Source organism: Staphylococcus sp. HMSC14D10 (genome assembly GCF_001808125.1).
In the GTDB taxonomy this organism is placed as follows: domain Bacteria; phylum Bacillota; class Bacilli; order Staphylococcales; family Staphylococcaceae; genus Staphylococcus; species Staphylococcus haemolyticus.
The window spans coordinates 29,026-47,568 of sequence record NZ_KV792240.1; the positions used below are offsets into that span (position 1 = coordinate 29,026).

The 18,543-nt window shown below is 34.0% G+C and carries 17 protein-coding genes; 15 read left to right on the top strand and 2 right to left on the bottom strand.

Going from position 1 to position 18,543, the window contains the following annotated elements; translation table 11 throughout:
• Window positions 1-6 precede the first annotated feature (6 nt).
• The 8 genes from HMPREF3134_RS03255 to HMPREF3134_RS03290 all read left to right on the top strand — a co-directional run bounded on the left by HMPREF3134_RS03255 (window position 7) and on the right by HMPREF3134_RS03290 (window position 8,842).
• Window positions 7-900, top strand: coding sequence for an aspartate carbamoyltransferase catalytic subunit (locus HMPREF3134_RS03255; RefSeq protein ID WP_070440671.1), 894 nt, complete (start codon window positions 7-9; stop codon window positions 898-900).
• 3 nt (window positions 901-903) lie between these two features.
• The gene (locus HMPREF3134_RS03260; RefSeq protein ID WP_070440678.1) at window positions 904-2,178 is read left to right on the top strand and encodes a dihydroorotase; all 1,275 of its coding nucleotides are present in this window, start codon (window positions 904-906) and stop codon (window positions 2,176-2,178) included.
• A complete protein-coding gene (locus HMPREF3134_RS03265; protein ID WP_037552349.1) occupies window positions 2,179-3,279 on the top strand; it encodes a carbamoyl phosphate synthase small subunit in 1,101 nt (366 codons plus the stop codon). It begins immediately after the preceding gene.
• A complete protein-coding gene (gene carB, locus HMPREF3134_RS03270; RefSeq protein ID WP_070440681.1) occupies window positions 3,272-6,445 on the top strand; it encodes a carbamoyl-phosphate synthase large subunit in 3,174 nt (1,057 codons plus the stop codon). The genes HMPREF3134_RS03265 and carB overlap by 8 nt, the downstream gene beginning before the upstream one ends.
• Window positions 6,446-6,541: 96 nt before the next feature.
• Window positions 6,542-7,234, top strand: coding sequence for an orotidine-5'-phosphate decarboxylase (gene pyrF, locus HMPREF3134_RS03275; RefSeq protein WP_070440683.1), 693 nt, complete (start codon window positions 6,542-6,544; stop codon window positions 7,232-7,234).
• Between the two features lies 1 nt (window position 7,235).
• Window positions 7,236-7,844, top strand: coding sequence for an orotate phosphoribosyltransferase (pyrE, locus tag HMPREF3134_RS03280; protein ID WP_053024667.1), 609 nt, complete (start codon window positions 7,236-7,238; stop codon window positions 7,842-7,844).
• 27 nt (window positions 7,845-7,871) lie between these two features.
• The gene (locus tag HMPREF3134_RS03285) at window positions 7,872-8,102 is read left to right on the top strand and encodes a hypothetical protein (RefSeq protein ID WP_070440686.1); all 231 of its coding nucleotides are present in this window, start codon (window positions 7,872-7,874) and stop codon (window positions 8,100-8,102) included.
• A 335-nt stretch (window positions 8,103-8,437) separates the two neighbouring features.
• Entirely contained in the window at window positions 8,438-8,842 is a 405-nt protein-coding gene (locus HMPREF3134_RS03290; RefSeq protein WP_037552339.1) for a VOC family protein, read from the top strand.
• Window positions 8,843-8,919: 77 nt separating this feature from the next.
• Here HMPREF3134_RS03290 and HMPREF3134_RS03295 read toward each other — a convergent pair whose 3' ends face one another.
• Window positions 8,920-10,617 (bottom strand): Rqc2 family fibronectin-binding protein, encoded by a 1,698-nt coding sequence (locus HMPREF3134_RS03295; RefSeq protein ID WP_070440689.1) that lies wholly within the window; start codon window positions 10,615-10,617, stop codon window positions 8,920-8,922.
• Window positions 10,618-10,775: 158 nt separating this feature from the next.
• Between HMPREF3134_RS03295 and gmk the strand changes: the two genes are divergently transcribed.
• The 4 genes from gmk to priA all read left to right on the top strand — a co-directional run bounded on the left by gmk (window position 10,776) and on the right by priA (window position 15,382).
• A complete protein-coding gene (gene gmk, locus HMPREF3134_RS03300; protein ID WP_037552335.1) occupies window positions 10,776-11,399 on the top strand; it encodes a guanylate kinase in 624 nt (207 codons plus the stop codon).
• A complete protein-coding gene (rpoZ, locus tag HMPREF3134_RS03305) occupies window positions 11,399-11,611 on the top strand; it encodes a DNA-directed RNA polymerase subunit omega (RefSeq protein ID WP_037552333.1) in 213 nt (70 codons plus the stop codon). Before gmk ends, rpoZ begins: the two co-directional genes overlap by 1 nt.
• Before the next feature lie 163 nt (window positions 11,612-11,774).
• Window positions 11,775-12,974 (top strand): bifunctional phosphopantothenoylcysteine decarboxylase/phosphopantothenate--cysteine ligase CoaBC, encoded by a 1,200-nt coding sequence (gene coaBC / locus HMPREF3134_RS03310; RefSeq protein WP_070440692.1) that lies wholly within the window; start codon window positions 11,775-11,777, stop codon window positions 12,972-12,974.
• Entirely contained in the window at window positions 12,974-15,382 is a 2,409-nt protein-coding gene (gene priA, locus HMPREF3134_RS03315) for a primosomal protein N' (RefSeq protein WP_070440695.1), read from the top strand. Before coaBC ends, priA begins: the two co-directional genes overlap by 1 nt.
• Window positions 15,383-15,444: 62 nt before the next feature.
• Here priA and HMPREF3134_RS03320 read toward each other — a convergent pair whose 3' ends face one another.
• The gene (locus HMPREF3134_RS03320) at window positions 15,445-15,648 is read right to left on the bottom strand and encodes a TM2 domain-containing protein (protein ID WP_037537906.1); all 204 of its coding nucleotides are present in this window, start codon (window positions 15,646-15,648) and stop codon (window positions 15,445-15,447) included.
• Between the two features lie 177 nt (window positions 15,649-15,825).
• Between HMPREF3134_RS03320 and HMPREF3134_RS03325 the strand changes: the two genes are divergently transcribed.
• The 3 genes from HMPREF3134_RS03325 to rsmB are packed head-to-tail and all read left to right on the top strand — an operon-like array spanning window position 15,826 to window position 18,543.
• Window positions 15,826-16,314: a peptide deformylase gene (locus tag HMPREF3134_RS03325; protein ID WP_070440698.1), complete on the top strand. Its 489-nt coding sequence runs from the start codon at window positions 15,826-15,828 to the stop codon at window positions 16,312-16,314.
• Window positions 16,307-17,239, top strand: a complete 933-nt coding sequence (gene fmt, locus HMPREF3134_RS03330) for a methionyl-tRNA formyltransferase (RefSeq protein WP_070440719.1) — start codon at window positions 16,307-16,309, stop codon at window positions 17,237-17,239. Before HMPREF3134_RS03325 ends, fmt begins: the two co-directional genes overlap by 8 nt.
• Complete coding sequence (rsmB, locus tag HMPREF3134_RS03335; protein WP_070440701.1) at window positions 17,236-18,543, top strand: 16S rRNA (cytosine(967)-C(5))-methyltransferase RsmB; 1,308 nt, start codon at window positions 17,236-17,238, stop codon at window positions 18,541-18,543. The genes fmt and rsmB overlap by 4 nt, the downstream gene beginning before the upstream one ends.

Consider the following 18,543-nt stretch of genomic DNA (forward strand, 5'->3'; position numbering starts at 1 on the left):
CGCTTTATGAATAACTTATTATCTATGGAACATTTATCTAACGAGGACATTTACGATTTAATTCAAACAGCTTGTGATTACAAATCAGGAAAGCAAACCTTACCACAATTCGAAGGGAAGTTTGTTTCTAATTTATTCTTTGAAAATTCAACTCGAACTAAGTGTAGCTTTGAAGTAGCAGAACAAAAATTAGGTCTGAAAGAGGTAAATTTTGAAACAAGTACATCATCAGTACAAAAAGGTGAATCACTATATGATACCTGTAAAACACTTGAAAGCATTGGTGTTGATTTACTAGTAATCAGACATTCTCAAAATGCATACTATGAAGAATTAGAAAATCTTAATATTCCAATTGCTAATGCTGGAGATGGTAGTGGCCAACACCCTACACAAAGTCTTTTAGATATTATGACAATCTATGAGGAATACGGTTCATTTGAAGGATTAAACATTTTAATATGTGGTGATATTAAAAATTCACGTGTAGCTCGAAGTAATTTCATAAGTCTAACTTCATTAGGCGCAAATGTAATGTTCTCAAGTCCAGATGAATGGGTGGACGACTCATTAGATGCACCATATGTTCAAATTGATGATGTCATCGACCAAGTAGATATTGTTATGTTATTACGTGTTCAACATGAACGTCATGGTATTACTGGAGAAGCTAATTTCGAGGCAAATGAATACCATGAACAATATGGTTTAACAATGAATAGATACAATAAGTTAAAAGATAAAGCAATCGTAATGCACCCTGCACCAGTTAACAGAGGAGTAGAAATCGATAGTGAATTAGTTGAAGCACCAAAGGCACGAATTTTTAAACAAATGACTAATGGCATGTATTTAAGAATGTCAGTAATCAATAAACTATTATCAGGAAAAGAGGCGTAAACATTGAAATTAATTAAAAATGCTCAAATTTTAGATAACGGTGAACTTAAACAAGCATCCATTTTAATAGATGGTCAGCACATCAAAGAAATTAACAATAACATTGAAGTAGATGAAAATGTTGAAGTAATTGATGCACAAGGTCATTTTGTAGCACCAGGTTTAATCGATGTTCATGTACATTTACGTGAGCCTGGTGGGGAACATAAGGAGACAATTGAAACAGGTACAAAAGCTGCAGCACGTGGAGGATTCACAACTGTATGTCCAATGCCTAATACACGCCCAGTACCAGACTCAGTTGAACATATGGATCGATTACAACAATTAATTCAAGATAATGCGCAAGTCCGTGTATTACCATATGCTTCAATAACTGTGCGTCAAGCTGGAAAAGAACATGTTGACTTTGATGCATTAGCAAAGCAAGGTGCGTTTGCTTTCACTGACGACGGTGTTGGTGTGCAGGAATCAGCAATGATGTATGAAGCAATGCAACAAGCTGCAAAGGTCAACAAAGCAGTTGTAGCACATTGTGAAGATAATAGTTTAATTTATGGCGGTGCTATGCACCAAGGTAAACGCAGTGAAGAACTTGGTATACCTGGTATTCCAAATATTTGTGAAGCGGTACAAATAGCGAGAGATGTATTATTAGCTGAAGCAGCTAACTGTCATTATCATGTATGTCACGTATCGACAAAAGAGAGTGTCAGAGCTATTCGTGATGCTAAAGCAGCAGGTATTCATGTGACGGCTGAAGTTACACCACATCATTTACTGTTAACTGAAGATGATGTTCCAGGGGATAATGCAATCTATAAAATGAATCCTCCTTTAAGAAGTAAAGAAGATAGAGACTCATTATTAGAAGGGTTATTAGATGGCACAATTGATTGTATCGCAACAGACCATGCACCACATGCTAAAGAAGAGAAAGCACAGCCAATGACTAAAGCACCATTTGGCATAGTAGGAAGTGAAACAGCTTTCCCATTACTTTACACGCATTTTGTAAAAAATGGTGACTGGTCATTACAACAATTAGTTGACTACCTAACAATTAAACCAGCACAAACATTTGATTTACCTTATGGCAAATTGGAAGAAGGTTGCTTTGCTGACTTAACGATTATCAATTTAGATGAAGAACGTGAAATCAAAGGTGAAGATTTCTTATCTAAAGCAGACAACACACCATTCATTGGTTACAAAGTTTATGGTAATCCAATTTTAACAATGGTAGAAGGCGAAGTAAAATTTAAGGAGGATAAATAAATGCTTGAGCGACGTTATCTTGTATTAGAGGATGGGACTTATTATGAAGGGTATCAATTAGGATCTAATGATTTATCTGTGGGAGAAATCGTATTTAACACAGCGATGACTGGATATCAAGAGACGATATCAGACCCTTCATATACTGGTCAAATCATTACATTCACATACCCATTAATCGGTAATTACGGTATCAATAGAGATGACTTCGAAGCACTAACACCAACTTTGAATGGTGTAGTAGTGAAAGAAGCAAGCACACATCCTAGTAATTTTAGAAACCAAAAGACGTTACATGATGTGCTTGTTCAATACAAGATACCTGGCATTTCAGGTGTAGATACACGTAGCATCACACGTAAAATTAGACAACACGGTGTTTTAAAAGCTGGGTTTACTGATAATCGAGATGGCATTGATTCATTAATTAACACATTAAAAAGTACTGAATTACCTCGTGATGAAGTAGAAACAGTATCTACTAAAACACCTTATGTTTCAACAGGTTCAGATTTGAGTGTGGTCTTATTAGACTTTGGTAAAAAACAAAATATTGTTAGAGAATTAAATATGCGTGGCTGTAACGTAACTGTAGTACCATATAACACCACTGCTGAAGAAATATTAGCCATGTCACCAGATGGTGTTATGTTATCAAATGGTCCTGGTGATCCAGATGTTGTAGAGGTTGCAATAGAAATGATTAAAGGTATTTTAGGTAAAATTCCATTCTTTGGAATTTGCTTAGGACACCAATTATTTGCATTATCACAAGGTGCAACATCATTTAAAATGAAATTCGGTCATCGTGGCGCTAATCATCCCGTAAAAGACTTACGTAGTGGGAAAGTAGATATTACAAGTCAAAACCATGGTTATGCTATCGATAAAAATTCATTGGTAAATACTGACTTAGAAGTAACTCATATTGCACTTAATGATGGTACAGTTGAAGGATTAAGACATAAAACCTTGCCAGCATTCTCTGTACAATACCATCCTGAAGCAAGACCAGGTCCAAGTGACTCAAATTATTTATTCGATGAATTTATGACTATGATGAAAGAATTTAAAGAAAAGGAGCAAACAGCAAATGCCTAAACGTGACGATATACAAACGATTCTAGTGATTGGATCAGGTCCAATTATCATCGGACAAGCTGCAGAATTTGATTACGCAGGTACACAAGCGTGTCTTGCCTTAAAAGAAGAAGGCTACCGTGTCATATTAGTAAATTCTAATCCAGCAACAATTATGACGGATAAAGAAATTGCAGATAAAGTTTATATCGAACCGTTAACACACGACTTTATTGCACGTATCATACGTAAAGAACAACCTGATGCATTGCTACCAACTTTAGGTGGTCAAACAGGATTAAATATGGCTATTCAATTACATGATAGTGGTGTATTAGAGGCTAATAATGTGAAATTACTTGGTACAGAATTAAAGTCAATTCAACAAGCAGAAGATAGAGAACTATTTAGATCACTAATGAATGATTTGAATGTACCTGTTCCTGAAAGTGATATTGTGAATACTGTTGAACAAGCATTTGCATTCAAAGATGAAGTAGGTTATCCACTCATCGTTCGTCCAGCATTTACTATGGGCGGTACAGGTGGTGGCATATGCTACAATGATGAAGAATTAAAAGAAGTAGTGAGTAATGGATTGCATTACAGCCCGGCTACACAATGCTTAATTGAAAAGTCAATTGCTGGTTTCAAAGAAATCGAGTATGAAGTAATGCGCGATAAAAATGACAATGCTATTGTGGTTTGTAATATGGAGAATATAGATCCTGTAGGTATTCATACAGGTGACTCTATCGTAGTTGCACCAAGTCAAACATTATCAGATGTTGAATATCAAATGTTACGTGATGTATCTTTAAAAGTTATTAGAGCATTAGGTATTGAAGGAGGATGTAATGTTCAACTTGCATTAGATCCACATTCATTTAATTACTACATTATTGAAGTGAATCCACGTGTATCTCGTTCATCAGCGCTTGCATCTAAAGCAACTGGATATCCGATAGCGAAATTAGCAGCGAAGATTGCAGTGGGCTTAACGTTGGATGAAATGCTAAACCCAGTTACAGGTACATCATATGCAGCCTTTGAACCAACACTAGATTATGTTATTTCCAAAATTCCAAGATTCCCATTTGATAAATTTGAAAAAGGTGAACGTGAATTAGGTACTCAAATGAAAGCCACTGGTGAAGTAATGGCTATAGGACGTACATATGAAGAATCTTTATTAAAAGCGATACGTTCACTTGAATACGGTGTACATCATTTAGGTTTACCAAATGGAGAGAGTTTTGACTTAGATTATATTAAAGAACGCATCAGTCATCAAGATGATGAAAGACTCTTCTTTATAGGTGAAGCAATTAGACGTGGTACAACACTTGAAGAGATACACAATATGACGCAAATCGATTATTTCTTCTTAAATAAATTTCAAAATATCATTAATATTGAACATGAATTAAAAAATCACCCAGGAGATTTGGAATATCTTAAATATGCTAAAGATTATGGATTTAGTGATAGAGTAATTGCACATCGATTCGGCATGACAGAATCAGAAGTATATCAATTACGCCAAGATAATAATATTAAACCAGTATACAAAATGGTTGACACTTGTGCTGCAGAGTTTGAATCAACAACGCCATACTACTATGGCACATATGAAACTGAAAATGAGTCAATTGTAACTGATAAAGAGAAAATATTAGTGCTTGGTTCAGGTCCTATTCGTATTGGACAAGGGGTAGAATTTGACTATGCTACTGTACACGCTGTATGGGCAATTCAAAATGCTGGATATGAGGCAATTATCGTGAATAATAACCCTGAAACAGTATCTACTGACTTTTCAATTTCAGATAAGTTATACTTTGAACCGCTAACTGAAGAAGATGTGATGAACATTATTAATTTAGAACAACCTAAAGGTGTTGTAGTTCAATTTGGTGGTCAAACAGCAATTAACTTAGCAGATAAACTAGCTAAACATGGTGTCAAAATATTAGGTACGTCTTTAGAAGATTTAAATCGTGCTGAGGATAGAAAAGAATTCGAAGCGCTATTGCATACGATTGATGTACCTCAACCTAAAGGTAAGACTGCAACTTCTCCAAGGGAGGCACTAACGAATGCACGTGAAATTGGTTATCCTGTAGTTGTAAGACCATCTTATGTGCTCGGTGGTCGCGCAATGGAAATTGTAAGTAGCGATGCAGAATTAGAAAATTATATGGAGCAAGCTGTTAAAGCTAGCCCTGAGCACCCAGTGTTAGTTGATAGATACTTAACAGGTAAAGAGATAGAAGTCGATGCAATTTCAGATGGAGAAACAGTTATCATTCCAGGTATTATGGAACATATAGAACGTGCTGGTGTGCATAGTGGTGACTCAATAGCTGTATATCCGCCTCAAACGTTAAGTCAAGAAGATATCGATACGCTAGAGGAATATACTATCAAATTAGCAAAAGGGTTAAACATCGTTGGTCTAATTAATATTCAGTTTGTTATTGCACATGACGGTGTTTACGTATTAGAAGTAAACCCTCGTGCAAGTCGTACCGTACCGTTCTTAAGTAAAATTACCGATAATCAAATGGCACAACTAGCTATGCAAGCTATTATGGGTACTCGTTTTAAAGACTTAGGCTATAAACAAGGTGTACAACCTTATTCAGAGGGTGTGTTCGTTAAAGCACCAGTATTTAGTTTTAATAAACTAAAAAATGTTGATGTGACATTGGGACCAGAAATGAAATCTACCGGTGAAGTTATGGGTAAAGATTTAACTTTAGAAAAAGCACTTTACAAAGGATTAACAGGTAGTGGTGTAGAAGTTAAAGATCACGGTACTGTTCTTATGACAGTAAGTGATAAAGATAAAGATGAAATTGTTAAAATAGCACACCGTTTAAATGAAGTAGGCTATAAAATTTTAGCAACTCAAGGTACTGCAGAAAAATTAAAAGAAGACAACATTCCAGTTGAAGTTGTAGGCAAAATTGGTGGCGACGATGATTTATTAACACGTATACAAAATGGCGAAGTACAAATTGTCATTAATACGATGACTAAGGGTAAAGAAGTAGAAAGAGACGGGTTCCAAATTCGTCGTACAACAGTTGAGAATGGTGTGCCATGTCTAACTTCATTAGATACGGCTAATGCTTTAACTAATGTAATTGAAAGTATGACGTTTTCAATGAGAACTATGTAGATTTACAACTTGAGAACGACAAGGGCGTTATATGTCAGTGAATATTTTTAAACTGATTATGACGACCAAGTCGTTCGTTTTCAAAGGAGCTATAATATGAAAGATTTACCTATCATAGCATTGGATTTCGAATCAGCAAATAAAGTTAATACATTCTTGGACCAATTTGATGAACCACTTTTCGTGAAAATTGGAATGGAACTATTCTATCAAGCGGGACCAGATTTGATTAAATCGATTAAATCTCGTGGCCATGACATATTCTTAGATTTGAAGCTACATGATATTCCAAACACAGTTGAAAAAGCAATGGAAGGCTTAGGAAAGTTAGATGTAGACTTAGTTAATGTGCATGCAGCTGGAGGTACAGACATGATGAAAGCTGCAGTAAGGGGTTTGCATAAATATAGTAATGATACAAAGATCATTGCTGTGACGCAATTAACATCTACAACAGAAGAAATGCTACGTAATGAACAAAACATTCAGACGACGATTAAAGAAGCAGTGTTAAACTATGCTACTTTAACACAACAAGCTGGTTTAGATGGTGTGGTTTGTTCTCCACTTGAAGCAGAATTGCTAACAAACAAATTAGGTTCTAATTTCTTAAAAGTCACACCAGGTATTAGACCACAAGGGGCAGCTGTAGATGATCAAAAACGTATTACTACACCTGAAGATGCTAAACAATTAGGGGCAACACATATCGTAGTTGGGCGACCAATAACCCAAAGCGAGAATCCTGTGGAAAGTTATCATACTATTAAAGAAAGTTGGTTAGGTTAATATGGCTAAAGAAATAGCAAAATCTTTATTAGATATTGAAGCGGTAACATTATCTCCGAATGACTTATATACGTGGAGTTCAGGTATCAAATCTCCTATCTACTGTGATAACCGTGTAACATTAGGTTATCCTGAAGTGCGACGTGCCATTCGTGATGGATTAAGTCAAATGATTATTGAACAATTTGGTGATGTAGATATTGTTTCTGGTACAGCCACAGCAGGTATTCCTCATGCCGCTTACATCTCTGAAAAGTTAAATTTACCTATGAATTATGTTCGCTCTAAAAGTAAAAGTCATGGTAAACAAAATCAAATTGAAGGAGCAGTAAGTAAAGGGAAGAAAGTGGTAGTAGTAGAAGATTTAATTTCTACAGGTGGATCTTCAATTACAGCAGTTGAAGCTTTAAAGGATGCTGGTGCTGATGTTTTAGGTGTCGTTGCCATTTTCACTTATGGTTTAAAGAAAGCGGATGACATGTTTAATGAAATTGATGTTCCGTTTTATACACTAAGTAATTATAATGAGTTAATTGAAGTGGCTCGTGAAGAAGGAAAAATTTCTGAGAATGATATACAGACTTTAGTTGAATGGAGAGATAACTTGTAATATGCTATGTTAAAAGGGGGATTGATTATGATGACCGATGGTGAGGCTAATCGTTTCTATAACAATATGAAACATGTTAACGAATTCTTATATAAAGAAGAAGATTTTAAATCCCCGGATAACATAATGTCGATTGACAATAGTATTAGAGAAATGAGTGGAACTCAGTCAAAAGTGAGTATGGATTCATTTATCCATACGAGTGATTTCTTTAAAAAAGCTAAAGAAGCGTTAAGGCAAAAAGGTATAATAGATTAAAAACGTGGTATATATGACTAACTCTTTTTCACATATAGTTAAAAAGTAGTCATATATACCATGTTTTTATTTTAATAAAGAAAATATAAAACAATAAATTAGCGAATAAAAATTTTAATTAGTACCCATCCGATAAGTAAGACAATAAGCATAGATAAAATCGGTATAATAAGATGCATCATATTAGAAAGCCTCCAATTGAACTTTAGTTTAATTTTAACTTGAAAATAGTATAAGTCAAAAATTTAGATTAAAAGAATCAAATATTCAAATTTTTTCAAAATAATTAAAATTAGTCTAAAATAAGTATTAAAAATATAGAGAGGGGAATTATTGTGGAAATACCGAAAATAACAACATTTCTAATGTTTAATAATCAAGCAGAAGAAGCTGTAAATTTATATACGAGTCTATTTGAAAACAGTGAAATTTTAACTATGGTGAAGTATGGTGAAGAGGGACCAGGCGTTCCTGGAACAGTACAACATTCTATATTTACGTTGAATGGACAAGTATTTATGGCAATCGATGCTGATAATGGAGAAGATTTACCGATGAATCCATCCATTTCTTTATATATAACTGTTGATAATGCCATGGAAATGGAACGACTATTTAATGGTTTGAAGAAAGAAGGCGCTATATTGATGCCTAAAACTGCAATGCCACCATTCCGCGAATTCGCATGGGTTCAAGATAAATTTGGAGTTAGTTTTCAACTCGCGTTACCTGAAAAATAAAAAATAGGATTAGAACCGAATGTATAAATGTATTTGGTTCTAATCCTATTCTTTATTATAGAGTTATTTTGTCGTTCTTATTTGACTTTCATACTTTGGATTTTGTCATAATCTGGAGTTGCAAATAATGTTTTTTGATTGTCATAAGTTACAAACCCAGGTTTAGCGCCTGAAGGTTTATGAACATTTCTTATTTCCGTGTAGTCTACGGGAATTTGACCAGAATTACCCGCTTTTGAGAAATAACCAGCTAACATAGCTGCCTCTTTAATCGTTTCTTCACTTGGTGCATCATTCAAAATGACAACGTGTGAACCTGGAATATCTTTTGTATGGAACCATATATGGGACTTTTGAGCTTTACGATTAGTTAAATAATCATTTTGTTTATTATTTTTACCTACTAATATAGTATCGCCATCCGTAGAGATATATGTTTGAAGTTGAATTTTATCATTCTTTTTCTTTTTGATGTTTTTACGTTGCTTCATAAATCCCTGTTCTGCTAATTCATCGCGAATATCATCAATTTCATCAACTGTAATATGATCTAATTGTTGTTCAATATTTGCAAAATAATCTATGTTTTCACGTGTTAAATGAATTTGATGATCTAATTCACGTTCACGTGTTTTCATACGATTATATTGCTTGTAGTAATATTGCGCATTAACTGATGGTGATTTAGTAGGATTCAAAGGTATCGTTATTTCCTCATTGGTGTAGTAATTTAATACACTTACAGCGTCATCACCTTGATTAATACGATAAATATTAGCGGTAATTAATTCACCGTAAAGTTGTTGTTTATCTTTATCTTTAGCACTTTCATATTCATCAATTAGTTTACTTAATTTATGCTGATATTTTTGAGATTGTTGTTGCACAAATCGAACTAAATCATTTGCGCGTTGTTTAACGCGTTCTCTTTCACCACGTGCATCATAGTAGCGATCTAATAATTCATGTAAGGACTCATATTCAACCATGTCATCATGAAATTGCATTAATTTCATAAAATAAAAATCTTCTTTTCCAGTTTCATGATTTTTATGGAAAATAGGGACGGGTGTTTTCAATGTCTGGTTGATAACTTCGTCATATGCTTTAGGTAGTGTTTCCGTTGTCATAAATTGATAGCGATTAACAATTTCATTAGTAATGAGTGGGCTAAAGCCTTCGAAAGTGTTTAATAATTGTTTCGCAATTTTACCACTATTGAAATCTATATATTTTAAAGCTTCTTCGCCTGTTATATTAAAAGGGTTCAATTTGTTTTGAGTAGGTGGCGCTTCATATTTGAATCCTGGCATAACAGTACGATATTGATTGGTATTAGGGGTTAAATGTTTAAACCCTTCAATTATTTTGTAATTGTCATCAACAAGTAACAAGTTACTATGTTTACCCATGATTTCTAAGATAACCGTGCGGTAAATGGTATCACCAATTTCATCTTTACTTTCAATATCGATTTCAATACGTCGGTCATTGCCAATCTGACGTATAGCTTTAATAATGCCACCTTCTAGATGCTTTCTAAAAACACGAGCAAACATTGGTGGGTCAAATGGATTATCATATTTTTTAGTCGTAATATGCATTCTTGAAAAACTAGGGTGTATGGATAGTAATAGTTGATGATTTTTGCGATTTTGACGTATAACTATTAGGATAGTGTCATTTTCAGGTTGGTTGATTTTATGAATTCGTCCTGATACTAAAAACTGTATTGATTCAACCATTTTTTTAGTGAATAAGCCATCATATGCCATAAATAATTTCCACCTTCAATTTAATCATTCAGTATATTGTAACATGGTAGAATGATAGCGTCATGATTTAAGTTTATGTTGCATACTCTATACAATTTTAACTACAATATGATATTATATTTAAATAATAGAAGAATAGCTTAGAGAGGTCGTAAGGCATGGATAATGAAAAAGGATTACTAATTGTTCTTTCAGGTCCTTCAGGAGTAGGCAAAGGAACTGTTCGCAAAGAGATATTTGATGATCCAACTACATCATATAAGTACTCTATTTCAATGACGACACGAAATATGCGTGAAGGTGAAGTTGATGGTGTAGATTACTTTTTTAAGACGAAAGAAGAATTTGAAGCTTTAATTCAGGAAGATCAATTTATTGAATATGCTGAATACGTTGGAAATTACTATGGTACACCTGTTCAATATGTTAAGGATACGATGGCTGCTGGACATGATGTGTTCTTAGAAATTGAAGTAGAGGGTGCCAAACAAGTAAGAAAGAAATTTCCAGATGCATTATTTATCTTCCTTGCACCACCTAGCTTAGATCATTTGAAAGAGCGTTTAGTTGGACGTGGCACTGAATCAGACGAGAAGATACAATCCAGAGTAAATGAAGCACGTAAAGAAGTAGAGATGATGAATCTTTATGACTATGTTGTGGTAAACGATGAAGTCCATTTAGCGAAAAAACGTATTCAATCAATTGTTGAAGCAGAACACTTAAAACGCGAACGTGTTGAAGCTATATATAGAAAAATGTTATTGGAGGCCAAAAAATAATGTTAAACCCACCATTAAACCAGTTACAATCTAAAATTAATTCTAAATATTTAATTGCTACGACTGCAGCTAAGCGTGCACGTGAATTAGATGAAAGACCTGAAACTGCTTTATTAAGTGGATATCATTCAGCTAAACCTGTTGGTGAAGCGTTAGAAGAGATTGCTGGCGGTAAAATTACACCAGTAGTTTCTGATGAATTCACAATGTAAAAAAACGAATTAAATATAATTTTTCATATGCACATCTTATTGATTTAAGTATAACCACTTTTCAATAAGATGTGTCTTTTTAATTAAACGTTTAATTTGTGTATAATAAATTTAATATAAATAATGATTAATAATCGAGATAGTAAAAGGGAGAAATACGATTATGAAACACATTTTACTAGCTGTTACAGGTGGTATTGCAGCATATAAAGCAATAGATTTAACGAGCAAATTAACACAAGCCGGTTATGATGTACGCGTGATGTTATCAGAACATGCTCAAGAATTTGTTACTCCACTAGCTTTCCAAGCTATTAGTAGAAATCCAGTATATACTAATACGTTTAAGGAAGAGAATCCACAAGAAATTCAACATATCGCACTAGGCGATTGGGCAGATGCGATTGTAGTTGCCCCAGCTACTGCCAATGTGATAGCTAAATTAAGTGTGGGAATAGCAGATGATATTTTGACATCAACCTTGATAGCTACTGAGACGCCAAAGTTTATTGCCCCAGCAATGAATGTACATATGTATGAAAACAACCGCACGCAACATAATATTAACGTTTTAATGCAAGATGGATATCACTTTATTGAACCTGGGGATGGTTATTTAGCATGTGGTTATGTTGCTAAAGGACGAATGGAAGAACCTTTGCAGATTGTCAAAGTCCTGAATGATTTTTTTAATTCTCAAAAGGTAAAAGAAGAGAGTTCATTTAAAGGTAAACATGCGTTAGTGACAGCTGGACCAACTGTCGAGGTGATTGACCCAGTTCGTTTTGTATCAAATCGTTCTTCTGGAAAAATGGGTTACGCTTTAGCTGAGGCGTTAAGAAATAGAGGTGCCCACGTTACATTAGTAACTGGACCAACACAACTAACTGATCCGATTGATATAGATGTTGTTCATATTGAAAGTGCAGAGGAAATGTTTGAAGCGGTGACGACACGTTTTGATAAACAAGATATGGTTATTAAAGCAGCAGCTGTTTCAGATTATACGCCAATGGAAGTATTAGATCATAAAATGAAAAAGCAAGATGGCGCTTTAGCTGTGACGTTTAAACGTACTAAAGATATTCTTAAATATTTAGGTGAACATAAAGGACAACAATACTTAGTTGGGTTCGCTGCTGAAACGCAAAATATAGAAGCATATGCACAAGATAAGTTAAAACGAAAAAATGCAGATGTCATTATTTCAAATAATGTAGGTGACAAGACGATTGGTTTTAAATCAGATGATAATGAATTGACAATGCATTTTAAAAATAAAGAAATGATTAATATTAAGAGAGGCAAAAAAGTTCAATTAGCTGAACAAATTTTAGATGAATTAGAAACTAGGTGGCAATAATGATTGCAAAGGTAATAGTAGATATTCCTTCTAAGAGCGTTGACTTCAAATTTGATTATCTTATACCCAAAAATTTAGAAGTGTTTATTCAAGTTGGCGTCAGAGTTGTAGTTCCATTCGGTCCTCGTACAATTCAAGGATACGTAATGAATATTGAAACCGAACCAAGTGATGATATTAATCTTGAAAAACTTAAAGAAATCAGAGTAGTTCAAGATATAAAGCCTGAATTAACTTCTGAATTAATTCAATTAAGTGAATGGATTAGCCATTATCATGTATCAAAAAGTATTTCTGTATTAGAGGTCATGTTACCGAGTGCTATCAAAGCTAAATATACTAAAGTCTTTGAAGTTGTGAAACATAATGATATGGATGAGCAGTTGCTAAAATTTTTTGATTCCGACGGTCAATATAAGTATAAAGATGCTCAAAAAAATGACCATCTTCCTATTTTAAATAAACTCTTAAAGGCTGGGACTGTAAAAGAAGTAACCCTATTATCTCAAAATATTAAAAAGAAAACACAGAAAGCTGTACGTATTATAGATGGATATCATCCAGATGAAGTCCTTGCTGAACTTGAGAAAAAAATCAAACAATATGATGTATATGCTTACCTTCTAGATGAGCGCCATAAAACTGTCTTTTTAAAAGATATGGAAGAAATGGGTTTTTCTAAATCAAGTATTGACGGATTAGTTAAAAAAGGTTTTATCGAAAAATATAATGCTGAAGTAGAGCGTGATCCTTTTGCTAATCGAGTGTTTGAACAAGAAGAGAAACGAGAACTGACTTCAGAACAACGTATTGCTTATGAAAATATTAAAGAGAAAATTAATAATAGTGAACAACGAACATTCTTACTACATGGCGTGACAGGTTCAGGTAAAACTGAAGTTTACTTGCAAACTATTGAAGAAGTACTTAATAAAGGTAAAGAAGCAATGATGTTAGTCCCTGAAATTGCATTAACACCTCAAATGGTTTTACGATTTAAGCGTCGTTTTGGTGATGATGTAGCAGTATTACATTCTGGCTTATCTAATGGTGAACGGTATGATGAATGGCAAAAGATTAGAGATGGTAGAGCCCGTGTTAGTGTTGGAGCTCGTTCAAGTATTTTTGCCCCTTTTAAAAATTTAGGAATTATCATTATAGATGAAGAGCATGAATCAACGTATAAACAAGAGGATTATCCCCGTTATCACGCGAGAGATATTGCTGAATGGAGAAGTCAATTTCATCAATGTCCTCTAGTCTTAGGAAGTGCAACACCAAGTTTAGAATCATATGCGCGCGCTGAAAAAGGTGTGTATCAGCTACTAACGTTACCTACAAGGGTTAATCAACAGGCTTTACCTTCAATAGATATTGTTGACATGCGAGAAGAATTAAGCGCTGGCAATCGTTCGATGTTTTCTATTGAATTACGAGAGGCTATTGAAGAACGATTACGTAAAAATGAGCAAATCGTATTATTTCTTAATCGTCGAGGATATGCATCATTTATGTTATGTCGAGATTGTGGTTATGTACCACAATGTCCACACTGTGATATCTCATTAACCTATCATAAGTCTACGGACCAATTAAAATGTCATTATTGTGGTTATCATGAGATGGCTCCGAATAAGTGTCCTAATTGTGAGAGTTCGCATATACGTCAAGTAGGGACTGGTACACAACGCGTAGAAGAAATCTTGCAACAAGAATTTGAAGAAGCGCGTATTATACGAATGGATGTTGACACAACTTCTAGAAAAGGTGCTCACGAGAAATTACTTACTGAATTTGAAGAAGGTAAGGGCGATATTTTATTAGGCACACAAATGATTGCAAAAGGGTTGGACTATCCCAATATTACGCTAGTAGGTGTTTTGAACGCAGATACAATGTTAAATCTACCTGATTTCCGTGCTAGTGAACGAACGTATCAACTATTAACGCAGGTAGCTGGAAGAGCGGGTCGTCATGATAAACCGGGTAGAGTTATTATTCAAACATACAATCCAGAACACTATGCTATTGAAGATGTTCAAAAGAACGATTATCTAACCTTTTATCAAAAAGAGATGGAATTCAGAAAGATAGGTAAATACCCACCATACTATTTCTTAATTAATTTTATGATATCTCATAAAAATATGAAAAAAGTGATGGAGGCCTCTAAACATATTCATCAAATTTTATTACAACATCTAACGGATCGCGCGTTAGTTTTAGGGCCATCTCCAGCAGCCATCGCACGAATTAACAATGAACATCGTTTTCAAATTTTAGTTAAATATAAGAGCGAACCAGAATTACTGAAAGCACTTCAATTTTTAGATGATTATTATCATGAAGCTTATTTAAAGGATAAGCTAGCATTAAAAATAGACATTAATCCGCAAATATTAATGTAAAAAATAAGAGTTACGCAATTATTAAGGATGGATTACTAAATTGCGTAACTCTTTTACTTTAATTACATTACAACATTTCCGTTTTCATCAGCTGGTCTTAATAAAGTTAAGACGCCACTTATAATTGCAATAATGTGTGGAATTCCTGTCCAGAAAAAGGCCAAGTGTAAAAGTCCTGACATTGTTTTACCTGCATAAAATTTATGAACGCCGAAACCGCCTAAAAAGAATGCGAGCACAATGTATATAATTTTATTTACTTCCATATTCACACCTCCACTGTTAAATATTGTATTTATTGGTATCTTTAATATATATTTTAAAGGTATAGAAAATAAAAGCAATTAAAACAGATTGAAGTGCCTAAATTTAAGACTAAGGTCGCATTTCAAAGTGAATTAAGTTATAATAATATGATGAATTTTTCAAGAGGAGCATATTTAATGGCGATACAAAAATTAGTCCAGTCAACGCATCCTGTATTAACTAAACAAGCACAACCTATTAAAGCGTATGATGCTACATTAAAAGATTTATTATTAGATTTGGAAGACACATTATATGCAAAAGAGGCCTCAGCTTTATGTGCGCCTCAAATCGGCATAAGTAAACAAGTAGCTATCATTGATATGGAATTTGAAGGATTATTGCAACTAATCAATCCTAAAATTAAATCAGAATCTAATGATAAAATAATCGATCTTGAAGGATCTGTAAATTTACCGGGTATATATGGAGAAGTCGAACGTAGTAAAATGATTACAATTGAAGCGAATGATTTAGAAGGTAATACGATTGAACTAACTGCATATGACGATGTAGCTAGAATGATACTGCATATAATCGATCAAATGAATGGTATACCATTTACAAAACGTGCACAGCATTTATTAACTGATGAAGAAGTGGAGGCGTATTTTGAAAATGACTAAAGTGATATTTATGGGGACACCTGATTTTTCAACTAAAGTATTGGAAATGTTAATCGAAGAGCATGACGTCATAGCAGTCGTGACTCAACCCGACAGACCAGTTGGGCGTAAACGGGTATTAACGCCACCACCTGTTAAACAAGTGGCTGAAGAACACAATTTACCTGTGCTTCAACCAGAAAAATTAATTCAATCTGATGAATTGGAGCAACTATTACAGTTAGAGCCCGATTTAATCGTTACTGCAGCTTTCGGACAGTTATTGCCTGAACAGTTATTACAATTACCTAAGTTAGGTGCAATTAATGTTCATGCATCATTATTACCAAAGTATCGCGGTGGCGCACCAATACATCAAGCGATAATAGATGGTGAAGCTCAAACAGGAATCACAATCATGTATATGGTTAAAAAGCTAGATGCAGGAAATATTATTTCACAAAAAGCTATTAATATTGAAGATAATGACGATGTAGGTACGATGCATGATAAGCTTAGTGTACTCGGTGCTAAACTACTAAAAGAAACGCTACCTTCAATTGTAAATCGCACGAATGATAGTATTGCACAAGATGATGCACAAGCAACATTCGCTTCAAATATTAGCAGAGAAGATGAAAGAATTGATTGGACTATGAATGCAAAAGATATTCATAATCATATTCGTGGCTTATCACCATGGCCAGTTGGCTATACAACTATGGATGATACAAATTTAAAATTATATGCAGCACATATCGTCAGTAATAAAAATGGTCAACCTGGTGAGATCATAGAGACGACTAAAAAGTCAATTGTTGTTGCTACAGGATCAGATGATGCAATTGCTTTAACAGATATTCAATTAGCTGGCAAGAAACGTATGCTGGCATCAAATTATTTAAGCGGTGTACAAGAATCGCTAGTTGGGAAAATATTAAAATGACACAATCAGTGAGAGAATTAGCGTTTCAAACAATTCAAGAAATATTTAATGACTATGCATACAGTAATCTGAGAATCAATGAAGTTTTATCTGCTGGTAATGTTTCTAATATCGATAAACCTTTATATACTGAACTCGTATATGGGACAGTAAAGAGAAAATTGACATTGGATTTCTATCTTAGACCTTTTGTGAAGACTAAAATAAAAAGTTGGGTCAGACAACTGTTATGGATGAGTTTATATCAATATATTTATCTAGATAAAGTACCGAATCATGCCATTATCAACGAAGCAGTAAATATTGCAAAGCATCGTGGGGGGCCTCATAACGGTAATGTTGTAAACGCAATATTGAGAACAATCTTTAGAAGTGAATTGCCAAGTTTAGAATCTATTAAGAATGATAAGCAGCGTATGGCCATTGAATATAGTATTCCAAAGTGGATTATTGAACATTGGATTACGCACTATGGTGTTGAAACGACACGAAAGATTGCATCATCATTTTTTGATCAAACTGCGGGTACAGTACGTGTTAATACAAGTAAAAATAAAGTTGAAGACGTTGTGTCAAGTTTGCAAGGTGAAGGATATGAAGTTAAAGTCGATGAATTGATTCCATATTGTTTACATCTAAAAGGGCTTCCAATTATTGAATCTTTAAACTTTAAGAATGGTAATATTTCTATTCAAGATAAAAGCTCAATGTTTGTAGGATATTTGATGGATGTTAAAGAAAATGATGTTATTTTAGATGCTTGTAGTGCACCTGGAGGTAAAGCGTGTCACATAGCTGAGTTATTGGCGCCAAGTGGTCACGTGGATGCTACAGATATCCATAAGCATAAAATTGGTTTAATAAAAGAAAATGTTGTAAAGTTACAACTTAATAACATTAAAGCTTTTGATCATGATGCAACAAAACCTTACAAAGATGTATATGACAAAATTCTCGTCGATGCACCGTGTAGTGGTTTAGGTGTGCTTAGACACAAGCCAGAAATTAAATATGTTCAAACGCAACAAGATATTCAAGACTTAGTTGAATTACAGTTAGAGATATTAGACAATGTGAAAGATAACTTGAAACCTGGTGGTACACTAGTTTATTCAACATGCACTATTGAACAACTTGAAAATGAAAATGTTATTTATACATTTTTAAAAAATAATAAAGACTTCGAATTTGAACTTATGACTCACCCAGTTACCGGTGAACAAGTGAAGACAATACAAATTCTACCCCAAGATTTTAATTCGGATGGCTTTTTCATCACTAAAATAAAAAGAAAGGAAAGTTAA